Annotated in this window: 14 protein-coding genes; 6 read left to right on the top strand and 8 right to left on the bottom strand. The window is 40.7% G+C overall.

Translation table 11 applies throughout. From position 1 onward, the window contains the following. The first annotated feature begins 167 nt into the window (after positions 1–167). Positions 168–1,358, top strand: coding sequence for a trans-sulfuration enzyme family protein (locus B3H30_RS08995; RefSeq protein ID WP_070561395.1), 1,191 nt, complete (start codon positions 168–170; stop codon positions 1,356–1,358). Between the two features lie 88 nt (positions 1,359–1,446). On the opposite strand, the gene galK is transcribed toward B3H30_RS08995, so the two are convergent. From galK to B3H30_RS09020, 5 genes are all read right to left on the bottom strand, one after another. Continuing rightward, the gene (galK, locus tag B3H30_RS09000) at positions 1,447–2,598 is read right to left on the bottom strand and encodes a galactokinase (RefSeq protein WP_070561397.1); all 1,152 of its coding nucleotides are present in this window, start codon (positions 2,596–2,598) and stop codon (positions 1,447–1,449) included. Position 2,599: 1 nt separating this feature from the next. Further along, positions 2,600–3,649, bottom strand: coding sequence for a UDP-glucose--hexose-1-phosphate uridylyltransferase (locus B3H30_RS09005; protein ID WP_083295770.1), 1,050 nt, complete (start codon positions 3,647–3,649; stop codon positions 2,600–2,602). 68 nt (positions 3,650–3,717) lie between these two features. Beyond that, positions 3,718–4,992, bottom strand: coding sequence for a metallophosphoesterase (locus B3H30_RS09010; RefSeq protein WP_286710266.1), 1,275 nt, complete (start codon positions 4,990–4,992; stop codon positions 3,718–3,720). A gap of 12 nt (positions 4,993–5,004) precedes the next feature. Beyond that, the gene (gene hemH / locus B3H30_RS09015) at positions 5,005–6,039 is read right to left on the bottom strand and encodes a ferrochelatase (RefSeq protein ID WP_070561401.1); all 1,035 of its coding nucleotides are present in this window, start codon (positions 6,037–6,039) and stop codon (positions 5,005–5,007) included. Between the two features lie 81 nt (positions 6,040–6,120). Beyond that, positions 6,121–6,969, bottom strand: coding sequence for a 4-hydroxy-3-methylbut-2-enyl diphosphate reductase (locus B3H30_RS09020; protein WP_070561403.1), 849 nt, complete (start codon positions 6,967–6,969; stop codon positions 6,121–6,123). Between the two features lie 285 nt (positions 6,970–7,254). Between B3H30_RS09020 and B3H30_RS09025 the strand changes: the two genes are divergently transcribed. Then, the gene (locus B3H30_RS09025) at positions 7,255–7,674 is read left to right on the top strand and encodes a nucleoside-diphosphate kinase (RefSeq protein ID WP_046672716.1); all 420 of its coding nucleotides are present in this window, start codon (positions 7,255–7,257) and stop codon (positions 7,672–7,674) included. Positions 7,675–7,814: 140 nt separating this feature from the next. On the opposite strand, the gene ybeY is transcribed toward B3H30_RS09025, so the two are convergent. Both ybeY and ruvX read right to left on the bottom strand, forming a co-directional pair. Further along, a complete protein-coding gene (gene ybeY / locus B3H30_RS09030) occupies positions 7,815–8,243 on the bottom strand; it encodes an rRNA maturation RNase YbeY (protein ID WP_286833968.1) in 429 nt (142 codons plus the stop codon). Positions 8,244–8,291: 48 nt separating this feature from the next. Beyond that, positions 8,292–8,705 (bottom strand): Holliday junction resolvase RuvX, encoded by a 414-nt coding sequence (gene ruvX, locus B3H30_RS09035; protein WP_070561409.1) that lies wholly within the window; start codon positions 8,703–8,705, stop codon positions 8,292–8,294. Positions 8,706–9,025: 320 nt separating this feature from the next. Here ruvX and def point away from each other — a divergent pair, with 320 nt between their 5' ends. After that, on the top strand, positions 9,026–10,252 hold the full coding sequence (def, locus tag B3H30_RS09040) for a peptide deformylase (RefSeq protein ID WP_286833970.1): 1,227 nt from the start codon (positions 9,026–9,028) through the stop codon (positions 10,250–10,252). 124 nt (positions 10,253–10,376) lie between these two features. On the opposite strand, the gene B3H30_RS09045 is transcribed toward def, so the two are convergent. Next, a complete protein-coding gene (locus B3H30_RS09045; RefSeq protein ID WP_046671587.1) occupies positions 10,377–11,366 on the bottom strand; it encodes an aspartate-semialdehyde dehydrogenase in 990 nt (329 codons plus the stop codon). A gap of 577 nt (positions 11,367–11,943) precedes the next feature. Between B3H30_RS09045 and B3H30_RS09050 the strand changes: the two genes are divergently transcribed. The 3 genes from B3H30_RS09050 to B3H30_RS09060 form a co-directional block, all read left to right on the top strand. Further along, positions 11,944–12,891, top strand: a complete 948-nt coding sequence (locus B3H30_RS09050; RefSeq protein ID WP_046671586.1) for an NAD-dependent epimerase/dehydratase family protein — start codon at positions 11,944–11,946, stop codon at positions 12,889–12,891. A gap of 2 nt (positions 12,892–12,893) precedes the next feature. Continuing rightward, the gene (locus B3H30_RS09055) at positions 12,894–13,619 is read left to right on the top strand and encodes a YebC/PmpR family DNA-binding transcriptional regulator (RefSeq protein ID WP_070561411.1); all 726 of its coding nucleotides are present in this window, start codon (positions 12,894–12,896) and stop codon (positions 13,617–13,619) included. 121 nt (positions 13,620–13,740) lie between these two features. Then, on the top strand, positions 13,741–14,470 hold a 730-nt coding region (locus B3H30_RS09060), incomplete at its 3' end, for a hypothetical protein (protein WP_286833972.1).

Below are 14,470 nucleotides of genomic sequence, written 5' to 3' on the forward strand. Positions count from 1 at the left end.
ACATTTTGAGTAGATTTTATTTATATTTGATAGACAAGACAAGCCTTCTACGAACCGTTAGCACCAACAGTGCTTTCAAACGAGCTAAGGGTTCCTTAGAGTCAAAGATGCGACAAGTTCGCATTATGGAGACTTAGGCAATACAAGCATCAATCAACATTATTAGTATGGCAACCAATACCGAAACGATACTCGTCCATGAAGGACAGCAATTCAACCAGACATCTGCAGTAACGACTCCAATCTATCAGACATCCACATACATTGCAGATCCTGACCCAGCGGAATACATCAAGGCTGCTACCGAACCGAAACATCCTTATTTCTATCATCGTCACGGCAACCCGACGAATAGCCAAGTTGCGACTATCCTAGCAAAATTAGAAAAGACGGAAGATGCACTGGTATTTGCAACAGGTATGGCAGCGATCAGTACCGCCATATTGGCTATCGTTAAATCGGGAGATCATATCGTTGCCCAGCATGCACATTATTCCGGAACAGCTATTTTCTTTAAGGAGTTCTTAACGGATTATGGCATCACAGTTACGGCTGTGGATCAGACAGATGTTTCAGCGTTTGAAGAAGCGATTCAGGCAAATACCAAGCTGATATATATCGAGACTCCATCGAATCCCAATCTCCATATCACGGATCTAAAAGCAATCGGAGAACTTGCCAAACGGCATGGAATTCAGAGCATGGTCGATAACACCTTTGCCTCCCCTATTAACCAAACACCGACAGATTATGGAATTGACGTCGTTGTCCACAGTGCCACGAAATATTTAGGCGGACATAGTGATCTCACTGCGGGTGTCGTCTGTGGTACGCGGGACTATATTGCCCGTGTATGGAAGCGATCGGTCGCTTTGGGCGCATCACTTGCACCGCTAGACTCCTGGTTATTGTTACGCGGATTGAAAACATTAAGCCTACGAGTCAAACAGATCAATGCAAATGCCTTACAGCTGGCTGAATTTTTGGATCAGCATCCAAAAATCAAAAAGGTCAGTTACCCCGGGTTACCCAATCATCCCCAACATGAGCTGGCGAGACAGCAAATGAGCGGATTTTCGGGTATGCTTTGTATGGAGCTGAACGGTAAAGATGAAGAAGAAGCCTTTTCAAATGCACAGACATTCATTAATGGCCTGCATATATTTATCAACGCAGCCAGTTTGGGTGGCGTAGAGTCCCTTATTGTACATCCGGCCAGCATGTGGGGCGGGCATCATACGAAGGAACAGAAAGAAGCTTCGGGAATTACACAGGGCATGTTGCGCATCTCAGTTGGGATCGAACATATCGATGATTTAATTGCTGATTTAAAACAGGCGTTAGACCAGCTTAACTAAAACTTATGTAATAAGTCTTTATCACATAATACAAAAAAATAAGGGGAATAGCACCTTAATGTTATTCCCCTTACTGTACCATTTTTTATTAAAGTACTCGGGTACCATCGGCAATCCTGACCTGAATGACCGAAAGTTCTTTATCAAATTTCTGTTTGTATTCTTTTTCGAGTGTTGGCAAAATTGAAGGTAATACACCTTCTTTGACGATATTGATCGTACAGCCACCGAAACCACCGCCCATCATTCGGGCACCGATCACCTCAGGAAACTGCTTGACATAATCTACCAAATAATCCAATTCCGGACAGCTGACTTCATATACTTTGCTCAACCCCTCATGGCTCTGAAAAATATACTGTCCCAGCTGAACAACATCTCCTGAACGGAGTGCATCGCAAGATTTCTCTACACGCTCATTCTCAAGGACAACAAAGCTTGCCTTAGCGTAAATGTCAGCATCTTTGTCCTTAACCAATTCATCAAGCATTTCGACGGTTACATCACGCAAGTTCTTGACCCTTGGATATTTTTCCCGCACCCAGGCAGAAGCCTGCTCGCACTGCTCGCGACGTGTGTTGTATGCCGTTGAAGCCAGAGAATGTTTCACATTGGTATTCAGCAATACCACTTCATATCCTTTAAGATCAAGTGGAACATACTCGAATCCCAATGTCCGGCAATCCAACTTGATCACATTTTTTTCTTTCCCAAAGGCCGATGCAAACTGATCCATGATACCACACATTACACCAGCATACGTATGTTCAGCTTTTTGAGCTATCTGCGGAATATCCAGTCGTTCGACCTGCAAATCGAACAATTCACTAAGTGCCAGCGTCACCGCACATTCAACGGCCGCTGATGATGATAATCCGGCCCCAAGTGGCACATCACCATCGATATACAAGTTGAACCCACCTAAAGTAGCCCCACGTTTCTGATACTGATCGACTACACCGAGAATATAGTTTGGCCAATGTTTTTCTGAAATAGCGATATCCGCTAATTTCACCTCGTGGCTTTCCTGATAATCTTCTGCATACAATACGATCGTATCGTCCGCACGTTTGCTCACAGCAACATAAATTGCTTTATCAATCGCTGCTGGCAATACAAAACCATCATTGTAATCTGTATGTTCGCCGATAATATTAATGCGTCCGGGGGAAGAAACCACAAGCGGTTCTCCTTGATAGTGTTCTTTAAATTTATTAACAATTGTATCCTTTGTTATCATCTTATTTAGATTTATAATGTATTTTCGAACAATTTCGCAACTGTTCTGCGGCAACTTCTGGTGTAATATCTCGTTGTGGATTTGCTAGCATCTCATAGCCAACCATAAATTTTTTCACGGTTGCAGAACGCAGCAATGGTGGATAGAAGTGCATATGCCAATGCCATTCCGGATGATCGCCATCATTTACTGGCGCCTGATGCATTCCAGCGGAATAAGGGAAAGATGTTTTGAAGAGATTGTCATAACGCGTTGTCAATAGCTTGAGTATGGCTGCAAAATCTTCTTTTTCTTTTTCTTCAAATCCGGCAATATTCTGAATAGACCGTTTGCTGACAATCATCGTTTCATAAGGCCAAGCAGCCCAAAAAGGTACTAAAGACACAAAAGAATCGTTTTCGTCTATAATTCGTTCTTCTTTTCTGAGTTCGGCTTTCACATAATCTGACAGGATGGTGCGCTGGTATTTATCGAAATAGTGCTGTTGCTGAACACATTCTTTTTGAATTTCTACAGGCAAATGGTTTTGTGACCAGATCTGTCCATGCGGATGCGGGTTGCTACATCCCATAATTGCACCTTTATTCTCAAAAATCTGGATGTATTTGATCCATTCAACCTTGGATAGTTCGACAAACTCTTTTTGCCAAAGATCGACCACCGATTTGATTGCAGCCTGATCCATTTCGGGTAGTGTAAGATCGTGCCGCGGGGTGAATGCAATTACTTTACAGATTCCTTTTTCGGTTTCGGCGATAAATAATTCATCTTCATTAAATTCCTGCTGGCTTGTATCTTTTAATAAAGCTGAGAAATCGTTCACAAAGACAAAACTTTCTTTATAATCTGGATTGATATCACCATCTGCTCGTTTATTTGTCGGACACAAATAGCATTGGGGATCATATTCCGGTCTATTATCCCCGGGAAGATCTTCTACTTGCCCTTGCCATGGTCTTTTACTACGATGCGGAGACACAAGTACTTTTTCCCCGGTAAGAATATTAACACGTGTGTGGGGAGAGTCCCCAAAGTTTAAAGTTGATTGCATGTTATGTATAACTGGTGTACAGAATACACAATTATAGCTATATTAACTCAAAAGTCAAAGGGGATTTTTTAGGCTTTAAACTTTGGGTCCTGCGCTTTTAGCAATTCGAATATGGTAATTTCAGGCAGAATTCCAACACGTCCTGGATAACCCAAAAAGCCATAGCCGACATTAACATATAATCGTTTGTTCTGTTGCGCACGATAAAGCCCTGCCCATTCCTTATAGATATATTGTACCGGACTCCATTGCAACATCTCGGACCTTACACCAAATTGCATACCATGTGTATGTCCGGCAAACATCACATCCACGTCGGTATCCAATACCTGAGCCCGCCAATGCGACGGATCGTGCGATAACAGCAACTTAACAGGTTGCTCTTCGGTACCCATTAATGCTTTTTTGATATCACCATGTTTCGGAAAACGACCTGTCCCCCAATTCTGGACCCCGACAATACAAAGCTCTTCACCGTCGACCTTAATCTTACGATTTTCATCCATTAAAAGATCCCAGCCCATGATTTTATGCACATCGATAACATCCTGGAGGTTCTTACGCTTTCCAGGAGAATCTTCTTTACCATAATAATAGTCACCATAATCGTGGTTACCTAATGTAGAAAACACACCTAAATCAGATTTCACACGCGCAAAAATATCTTGATAACCACGCATTTCAGAAGCTTGGGCATTCACGATATCACCGGTAAAAAATGTCACATCCGCTTTTTCCTTTAAAAGCATATCAATACCACCGCTGACAGCCTTTTTATTATAGAAAGATCCTGAGTGCACATCTGAAATCTGCGCAATGGTCATTCCATGGAATGCTTTGGGCAAATTTGGCAAATACAAGGGGACTCTCCTTACACGATAGTCGTAGGCTCCTGAAATAATTCCCCAGCTCAAGGGTATCAAGGGTGAGGCACCAACTAGAATACCAGCTTTGGTCAAAAATTCGGATCGGCTAATCCCTTTCACTGGATTCTCTGGTAAAGGGTCTCCGGCATCGTCGACTAAATCCTCAACAGATCTCTTTTTTGCGAACAGACGCTTCAACCATACACCCCCACGTCGGATATCATCAATCAACAAAATCAAAAAGAAAAATATCTTTGACGCCGCTGTCAGAAAAAAGGCGACTAAAATAACCGACCGTACGATTAAAGGAATACTATATTGTGCTGAGATAAAAACGCCCAATAGCAGTAAAACAGAATAAGACCACCAGAGAATGGAAAATACTTTTGTTTTGGGAAATTTAATCTTCGTTGCACGGAGCGCAAAGAAAATATAAAAATCCAATATGAGTAATACACACGCGTTTACTAACAACATCTTTTATCGATTTTAGTTTTTGGCATTAAGCGCCAATTGTTTTAAAGATTCGATCCATTTGGGATCATCATTAAGACTCTCTACCAAACACACTTCCTCCCCCCCTAAATGTTTAAATTCATTAGCATATTCCACGCCAATTTCATCAATGGTCTCGATACAATCCGCCACAAAAGCAGGACTAAAAATTAATAACTTCTTATAACCCTTAGCGGCAAGATCATGCAGTAAATCGGAGGTATAGGGCTGTATCCAGGGTTCTTTACCCAAACGGGATTGAAAGCAGAGCGAATATTGTTCTTTTTTCAACCCGAGCTTGGCAGCTATCGTCCGTGTTGTCGCATAACATTGCGAAAGATAGCAATATGAATTGACTGTCATTTTACAAGAATCACAGCCTGATTCGGGGCATTTAAGCTGACCTGTCGGATCTACTTTTCCAAGCTGCCGCACAGGAAGGCCGTGATAACTAAAGACAAAATGGTCAAAACTTTCCAAATCGTGCCTACGGGCATGATCCGCATAAGTTTCTGCCATTAAGTCGTCCGTACAGAAATTGCTTACGAAACTGATTTCTGGCAGATAATTCCATTTGCGAATAAGCTCCATGACACGATCGATGACCGAACCCGATGTTGCTGAAGCGTACTGTGGAAATAAAGGAATGACACGAATGGACTCCAAAAATAGACCCTCCATATTTTTCAATGCAGCCTCAATCGATGGGTTTTGGTAACGCATCGCTAATTCCACATGGTATTCTTCACCCAACGCTTCTTGAAGCAGATTGCGTTGCAAAATACTGTAGTGCATCAAAGGTGATCCCGTTTCTTTATCCCAAATCGTTTCGTATACTTTTGCCGATTTGGGCGCACGTGTACGTGCAATGATTCCCTTGACCAATAAGGTGCGTTGAAAATAAGGAATATCAATAACTCGCGGATCCATTAGGAACTCCGTTAAATATCTCTTTACATCTGGAGTAGTGGGACTATCAGGTGTACCCAATTGTACTAAAAGAATACCTTTTTTGCCTTTATTGCTCATAGCTTACAAAGCTACGCAAAAAAGAATGCACTCCGGATCTAAACCGCGGAATTATGAAATATCTGTGACGGGTAATTGTGCTTATAATGCTTCTAAACTTGCTTTTACATCTTTCATCAACCACATTGGCGTTGAAGTGGCACCACAGATACCAATACGGTCATTTTCAGCAAAGACTGATGCATCTAATTCAGCAGGATCAGAAATAAAATAACTAGCGGGATTGGCATTCTGACAAACTTCAAACAGCACCTTTCCATTGGAGGATTTCTTACCTGAGACAAAAACGATCTTATCATATTGTCTGGCGAAAGCGCCAAGATCTTCGTATCGATTGGAAACTTGTCGACAAATGGTATCATTAGCTTTCACTTCATACCCTCGCCTGATCAGTTCGTCTTTGATGGCATAAAATTTATCCACGCTTTTTGTTGTCTGGCTGTATAAGGTAAATGAGGCGGGCAATTCGACTTGATCCAATTCGGAAATATCCTGAAAAACTAAGGCTTCATTATTTGTCTGCCCCTGCAAGCCGATCACTTCAGCATGCCCGTGCTTCCCAAAGATTAAAATTTTCTCCTCTTGATCGAACGACGTTTTTATACGGTTCTGTAGTTTGAGCACTACAGGACAAGAGGCATCTATCAAGGTAATGTTATTTTCCAAAGCAACACGATAAGTCTCGGGGGCTTCACCATGAGCACGGATCAATACCTTTTCATTGCTCAAGGTCGGCAGGGCGGCATGATCGATAATGCGTAAGCCTTTTGCTTTCAATCGGGCAACTTCTTCGTCATTATGAACGATATCTCCCAAACAATAAAGATAACCCTCTTCCTCCAAAATTTCCTCTGCCATATCAATAGCGTATACCACTCCAAAGCAAAAGCCTGAATCTTTATCGATGTCTACTGTTAGATTTAATGCCATAATAACACAAAGTTACATATTCGTATTGAACTTAGATCAATTGTTTTTTTACTTTTCTATAAACGGCCAGATACAAAGTTTTGTTACATACAGAGAAAAACATTGGGCTGGGAACAAAAGGAAACATCTATTTCAGTAGAGGCACAAATCCTGGAACAAAAACCAATAATTTAGCGATAAGGGTGACATCAGCTAGTCGGCTTATCAATAATTGTGTCTATATTGAGGCGTAATGATATTGCATATGAAAAGCAATTTATCTAATTTTGCAAAAAAATTAAAATAATGGCAACTAACAGAACTTTTACGATGATCAAACCTGACGCAGTAGCGAACGGTCACATCGGTGCAATCTTAAACGATATCATTGCTGGTGGTTTTAAAATCATTGCAATGAAATACATCCAACTTTCTCAAGAGACAGCTGGTGCATTCTATGCAGTACACAAAGAGCGTCCTTTCTATGGTGAGTTGGTAAATTTTATGACTTCAGGTCCTATCGTTGCTGCAATCTTGGAAAAAGACAATGCCGTTGAAGATTTCCGTACATTGATTGGCGCGACTAATCCTGCTGATGCAGCTGAAGGTACAATCCGTAACAAATATGCTAAATCTATTGACGCAAACGCTATCCATGGATCGGATTCAGATGAGAATGCTGCTATAGAAGGAAACTTCTTCTTCTCTCAATTTGAAAGATTCTAGTCGTTAGAAACAACATAAAAAAAGCGCTTTACAAATTGTAAAGCGCTTTTTTTATGTATTGCCCCCTTCGACTGCAGCCTAAAAAGAATCTCCAACCGTTCACTGAACCATAGCCCCTAATGAGTGTACGAAGGAATATGTTAAAAGTTTCTTTTACCGAGATACTCATCCTCCTTGGCCGTCATCTTGGCTTTATCTGCCGGCTTTTTATCCGGATAGCCGCACAGATGCATTACACCATGAATGATCACCCGATGAAGCTCGTCTCGCACATCAACCTTAAATTTTTCGGCATTCTCCCGAATACGTTCCACACTGATAAAAATATCGCCGGCGATGGTGTCCTCATATTCGGAAGAATCAAAAGTAACGATATCAGTATAGGTGTCGTGATTTAAATATTGCTTATTGATTTCAAGCAAGTAAGCATCCGAGCAAAGGATAAAGCTCAATTCGCCCACACGCTTAAATCCTTCGCTTTTGATGGCATCAGCAATCCATTGGCGAATCTTTCCCTTTTCTTTTAATTTGAAATCCGTATCCTCGGTAAAAAATAATATGCTCTTCATCCTTCTATTTATTATTCATTCTTATTTGACGTATTAGTCGCTGTGTATCTAAAAATTACGGCTATCCATGTAGCTCTGCAAAATGATCGTTGCAGACACCGTATCAATCAGCCCTTTTTGTTGACGATCCTTCTTTTTTTTTCCACTTTGTGCGATCGCTGCAGAAGCCATTTTAGAAGTAAAACGCTCGTCTATTTCAGCGACAGCAATTGTGGGATAAGTCTTTTTCAGTTTTCGAATAAACCCGACAACATGCTGTGCGGATTCAGAGTCGGTCCCATCCAGTTGCCGTGGCTTGCCTACAACAAAAGTTTCCACCTGTTCTGTCTGTAAATAATCGGCTAAGTATGTCCAGATATCCTGCGGGTGTACCGTCGTCAATGCTGTAGCAATAATTTGCATTGGATCGGTCACCGCAACCCCTATTCGTTTTGTACCGTAATCAAAGGCCATCAATCTCATGGATATATATTTTTCACAAAAATACAAAGTAGTCCTGAGTATTACACAGGAAGATGTAATATTTCAATTGGACACTTCTTTTCAATACATGCCCTTTTCATTTTTGATCTTTTAATTCTGACTTTTTAATCAAAAAAACTATAACTTTGATAGACTATTTAACAAAGCAAACTAAGTTGCTTTTTGGGGCAATAGATCACCGAATTCAATCCGATCATAGCGTGTCTACGGACTTACCCTATAAGTACACGGATCAAAATAACAGCAAAAGCAACAGGGCATTGGGCTGTATGAAATCGGGCAAATAAATATGCAAACAAATGAAAAAAACACTTATTGCCAGTTTCCTTTTGGCCTTATGCTTGAATACGCATGCCCAAAGTAAATACGAGCAACACATTACTGCTCTTCGTGAAGAAAAAGCCGCTGAATTGGCGAAAGAACAATACGGCCCATTGAAATCAGATCAGGTAGCGTTTTTGGATTACTTTCCTGTAGACGCCAGTTATAAAGTCAACGCCAAAGTTGAAGTCCTATTTGATGAACCGGTATTCCGGATGCCGACCTACGACGGCACAAGCAACGAATACAAACGTTATGCTATTATAACATTTACGCTTCATGGAAAAGAACATACGTTGAATGTCTACCAAAGTGTCGCATTATTTCAAAATCCTGCATACAAAAAACATTTATTTTTACCATTTTTAGATTTAACAAATGGTCAGGAAAGCTACAGTGGGGGCCGGTATATTGATTTATTCACAGACGACATTAAAGGAAACGATGTTGAGATAGACTTTAACAAAGCCTACAACCCATACTGTGCCTATAGCAACGGGTACCGTTGCCCAGTACCCCCAGTCGAGAACAATTTAGAAACAAAAATTATGGCCGGAGAAAAAGCATTTCATAAGTCAAAGAATGAAAGACCAGTCAATCTTAACGCAGGACAGGAGTTCAGTGCTGCCGACAAGAAAATCATTTTATCAGGAGATGAAAATGCAATTCTTCGCGTATTGCAAACAACAGACGATAAAGATCTGAGAGTTTTAAAAGCGACAAGCAGTGATGTCAAATACAACGACCCATTGATTGAGTCTCTTTCCAAAAGAATGTTCGCGACTGTACGTGATCCCAATCACCCCGGTGTAGGCATCGCAGCGCCACAGATCGGCATCAATAAAAATTTAATCTGGGTACAGCGATTTGACAAACCGGATCAGCCATTTGAATTCTATGTGAATCCTAAAATTCTATGGCGCTCCAAACTGAAGCGTAAAGGTGCAGAAGGCTGTCTTTCTATCCCCAACCGTAAAGAAGATGTATTACGGAGTTATGCGATCCGCCTGCAATACATCAATAAAGAAGGTAAAGTTATTGAAGAAAATATCGAGGGTTTTACTGCTGTTATTTTTCAGCACGAAACGGATCATCTTTTCGGCATTCTATTTCCAGATCGACTGGAAGAGCAAGGCAAAGAAAGCTATGCTCCGTTGAATGACAAGATTGAATTTTCGATCCACCCCACAACATTGACACCATAATTTATAGCCCCGACATCAAGGACCAAATCATAAGTATCTAAATTGTGATTTGCTAATGGAACAAAAAAGAGCCCCCATGAACGAATTCATGGGGGCTCAATATTTATTATGGAATCTACTTGAGTTAGATCAATCCTTTTTCAGCCAATAACTCCGCTACCTGAACTGCATTTGTTGCAGCACCCTTACGTAAGTTATCCGCTACTACCCACATGTTGAGCGTATTTGGCTGAGATTCATCACGACGGATGCGTCCTACAAAAACTTCATCTCTACCGTGTGCATCCTTCGGCATTGGATATTGTAGTGACGCAGGATCGTCAACAACAATACAGCCACTTTGCGCGGCTAAAGCTGCACGTACATCATTCAAATCAAAGTCATTTTCAAATTCGATATTCAATGATTCAGAGTGTCCTCCCATAACAGGAATACGCACTGTCGTTGCAGTTACTTTAATAGAATCATCACGCATGATTTTATTTGTTTCCAAAATCATCTTCATCTCCTCTTTGGTGTATCCATTTTCTTGGAAAACATCAATATGCGGAATCACGTTCAGATCAATCTGATAAGGATAAGCTTTTTCACCATCTTTTCCAGCACGTTCATCCATCAATTGGTTAACGGCCTTAACACCTGTACCTGTTACAGATTGGTAGGTAGAAACGACAACACGTTTGATTTTATATTTATCATGTAATGGCTTTAAAGCCACCACCATTTGTATAGTTGAACAATTCGGGTTTGCAATAATTTTATCTTCAGCAGATAACACATCACCATTTACTTCTGGAACAACCAACTTTTTCGTTGGATCCATACGCCATGCTGAAGAATTGTCGATCACTGTAATTCCAGCTTCTGCAAATTGAGGGGCAAATTCTTTCGAGGTATCACCGCCAGCAGAAAATAACGCAACATCAGGTTTCAAAGCAATAGCCTCAGATGGTGTAACCACCTTATACTTCTTTCCCTTGAATTCAATTTCCTTACCCTTACTACGCTCTGAAGCTACTGGAATTAATTCTGTTACTGGGAAATTTCGCGCCGCCAACACGGTTAGCATCTCAGTACCTACAAGGCCTGTTGCGCCGACTACTGCCACTTTCATTTTTGTCTGTGTTTAAATTGTGTATATTAAAATTGTTATTTGATTTTGTTTTTAGTTGATTCTCGAAGAATGAATTCTTCAAATTTAAAAAATATTCCCCAATTCCACTATTAAAATAACAAAATATTAAGCGCTTAGCTAAAAATGTCACAACATTTAGCATTTCCCCTCCTAAATTGCTAAAATGGAATCGTTAAGTTCTTTGATTCATGCCATAAAATTAGAATTAAAGCAATTCAAAAAAAATAAAAATTTTCACCGCTTATTCAAAAAAAAAGAACAAACGATTGAAACAGTTTAAAATCTCATAAAAACAGTCCCAAGAGTCTAAAAATTAACATTTTTTCCCGGCTTCCTAAAAGACCACAAAGTTGATAGATACTGAAAAGCCTTTATATTTGCATCATAAACCGCCATGGTTGAAATTTCATTTTTCATTACATGATGAAACGTAAATTATGTCAGGCTAGATCCTATCATATCGATAGGAAGAAACGAGCGAAGCGATTCATTTATATTTTTGAGCATAAACACTCATTATAGTGAAAGCAGGAGCTTCCTAAAATAAAACTTACAAATGAAAGAAAGCATTATTATCATTGGTGCAAATGGCCAGATCGGCACAGAATTAGCTATCGCCTTGCGCAAAAAATTTGGTGCAGAGAATGTTGTAACCACTGACATTAGAGAACCACAGATTAAAAGCCCTGACGAAAATTTCGAAATCGCTAATGTCCTTGACAAAAATGGACTCGAGACATTATTTCAACAATATAAACCTACTCAAGTATATCTATTAGCTGCCATGCTTTCAGCTACAGGTGAAAAATACCCTGAGAAGGCTTGGGAATTGAACATGAATGGTCTGTTGAATGTGCTTGATCTAGCCGTGAGCTATAAAGTTTCAAAGATATTTTGGCCAAGCTCGATTGCTGTTTTTGGACCGCATTCTCCGAAAACAAATACCGAACAATATTGCGTAATGGATCCGAACACAATTTATGGCATCAGCAAGCTTGCAGGTGAGCGCCTTATAGAATGGTATCAAGAACACCGTGGTCTGGATATTCGCAGTGTCCGTTATCCAGGTATCATTTCTTGGAAAACAGAACCAGGGGGTGGCACAACGGATTATGCAGTCGATATTTTTTATGAAGCATTGAAAACCGGGACTTACGCCTGCTTCTTATCTGAAAACACGGCCTTACCAATGCTCTATATGGAGGATGCCATCCGTGGTACACTCGAATTAATGGATGCACCCAAAGAAAGCCTAAGCATTCGCCACAGCTATAACCTTGGTGGAATTACGTTTACTCCAAAAGAACTTGCGCAAGAAATTAAAAAAATTCTTCCTAATTTTGCAATCTCTTACATCGAGAACGATCCAAGACAACAGATTGCCGATTCATGGCCTGCTAGTCTAGACGATTCTTATGCAAGAAAAGACTGGAACTGGACGCCGGAATTTGACATCCAGAAGATGACAGTCGACATGATTGAAAATCTTAAAAACAAAATATAACAATGGGAAGAGCTTTCGAATTCAGAAAAGAGCGGAAATTCAAACGCTGGGCCAAAATGGCCGTTCAATTTACACGTTTAGGTAAAGAAATCGCTATGGCGGTTAAAGAAAGCGGCCCTCACCCTGAAACTAACTCGAGACTTCGTACAGCAATACACAATGCCAAGGCAGTAAATATGCCAAAGGATCGTATCGAAGCCGCAATCAAACGTGCTTCGGAAAAAGATTCAAAAGGTTACGAAGAATATGTATACGAAGGCTACGGCCCTCATGGCGTACCTGTATTAATTGAAACTGCAACAGATAACACCAACCGCACCGTAGGAAACATCCGTAGCTATTTCACAAAAGCAGGTGGTTCATTGGGGAAAACAGGATCATTGGATTTTATTTTCAATCGTAAATCCATTTTCCGTTTTGCTGCAACAGAGGAACTGGACCTAGAAGAGCTTGAATTAGAGTTGATCGATGGAGGCTTAGAAGAATTGTACGTAGAATCTGATGAAGAAGGCAATGATATTGCTGTCGTTCAAACTTCCTTTGAAGACTTTGGTAATATGCAAAAATTACTGGAAGAAAAGGGAATTGAAGTAACATCTGCAAAATTGGAACGTATCGCATTATCGCATTCAGATATTACGGAAGAACAAGCTGCTGATGTATTGAAGATGATCGATAAAATCGAAGAAGATGACGATGTTCAAGCAGTTTACCATAACATGGCTTAAGCTATTGAACCTATAAAACTATAAAAAAGAGCGCTTGTCGCTCTTTTTTATTTAAAGCACCGCCTAGCCCCGTCAGAAAAATTACTACATTTGTAATAGACTAAATCAAACTCGTACCAGAATGACTTTTGAAGAATTTTTCATAAAAAAGAAAATTGATTTAAAAGCTTTAAAAGCTGCAGATGAACCTTTATTTGAAGAGTTCAAAGCACATTATTCTGCTATGGGAGAAAAGAGTTTTGACCACAGCAAAAAGTTTTGGTTCAACAAGCTTCGAAAAAGTTTCCATTTAGCAGAGGAGGAAACTGTTATTGCAAAACCTGTTGAAAAGCAGGTTACCCCAGATGCATCATCCGAGACCTCCAGTATTCCTACGGCAAAACCAGCAGGCTTTAAACCGCGATTCAAGGCTCCTTCTGCCGCTGTAAAAGATGAAGCTCAAGCAACATCCAAACAGGAAATAGCTGATTCAGCGGAATCCACTCCAGATTCAATACCGACAGGCTTCAAACCGAGGTTCAAGGCCGGAGTTACCAAAGCTCCTGACGCAGCGGCAAGCACTCCTGCATCCGAAGAAACGACCGACGAAGCGACGACGGCGGCTCCAAAACCAACGGGTTTCAAACCGAGGTTTAAAGCTGGAGTAACCAAAGCTCCTGACGCAGCGGCAAGCACTCCAGCATCCGAAGAAACGACCGACGAAGCATCGACATCGGCTCCAAAACCTACAGGATTCAAACCAAGGTTTAAAGCTGGAATAACCAAAGCAGAAACTGCTGACCAGACACCGCTGTCCGATACGAAAGACGAACTTAAGTTAGATGCGAGCATAAAGGCTGAACCTGAAAACA

It is taken from the genome of Sphingobacterium sp. UBA7038, assembly GCF_002494055.1.
Lineage (GTDB): Bacteria > Bacteroidota > Bacteroidia > Sphingobacteriales > Sphingobacteriaceae > Sphingobacterium > Sphingobacterium multivorum.

What these genes read in the sequence shown, in the direction of transcription:
- B3H30_RS08995 (WP_070561395.1), top strand. Translation starts at nt 168, where the DNA reads ATGGCAACCAATACCGAAACGATACTCGTCCATGAAGGACAGCAATTC.
- galK (WP_070561397.1), bottom strand. Translation starts at nt 2,598, where the DNA reads ATGATAACAAAGGATACAATTGTTAATAAATTTAAAGAACACTATCAA.
- B3H30_RS09005 (WP_083295770.1), bottom strand. Translation starts at nt 3,649, where the DNA reads ATGCAATCAACTTTAAACTTTGGGGACTCTCCCCACACACGTGTTAAT.
- B3H30_RS09010 (WP_286710266.1), bottom strand. Translation starts at nt 4,992, where the DNA reads ATGTTGTTAGTAAACGCGTGTGTATTACTCATATTGGATTTTTATATT.
- hemH (WP_070561401.1), bottom strand. Translation starts at nt 6,039, where the DNA reads ATGAGCAATAAAGGCAAAAAAGGTATTCTTTTAGTACAATTGGGTACA.
- B3H30_RS09020 (WP_070561403.1), bottom strand. Translation starts at nt 6,969, where the DNA reads ATGGCATTAAATCTAACAGTAGACATCGATAAAGATTCAGGCTTTTGC.
- B3H30_RS09025 (WP_046672716.1), top strand. Translation starts at nt 7,255, where the DNA reads ATGGCAACTAACAGAACTTTTACGATGATCAAACCTGACGCAGTAGCG.
- ybeY (WP_286833968.1), bottom strand. Translation starts at nt 8,243, where the DNA reads ATGAAGAGCATATTATTTTTTACCGAGGATACGGATTTCAAATTAAAA.
- ruvX (WP_070561409.1), bottom strand. Translation starts at nt 8,705, where the DNA reads ATGAGATTGATGGCCTTTGATTACGGTACAAAACGAATAGGGGTTGCG.
- def (WP_286833970.1), top strand. Translation starts at nt 9,026, where the DNA reads ATGAAAAAAACACTTATTGCCAGTTTCCTTTTGGCCTTATGCTTGAAT.
- B3H30_RS09045 (WP_046671587.1), bottom strand. Translation starts at nt 11,366, where the DNA reads ATGAAAGTGGCAGTAGTCGGCGCAACAGGCCTTGTAGGTACTGAGATG.
- B3H30_RS09050 (WP_046671586.1), top strand. Translation starts at nt 11,944, where the DNA reads ATGAAAGAAAGCATTATTATCATTGGTGCAAATGGCCAGATCGGCACA.
- B3H30_RS09055 (WP_070561411.1), top strand. Translation starts at nt 12,894, where the DNA reads ATGGGAAGAGCTTTCGAATTCAGAAAAGAGCGGAAATTCAAACGCTGG.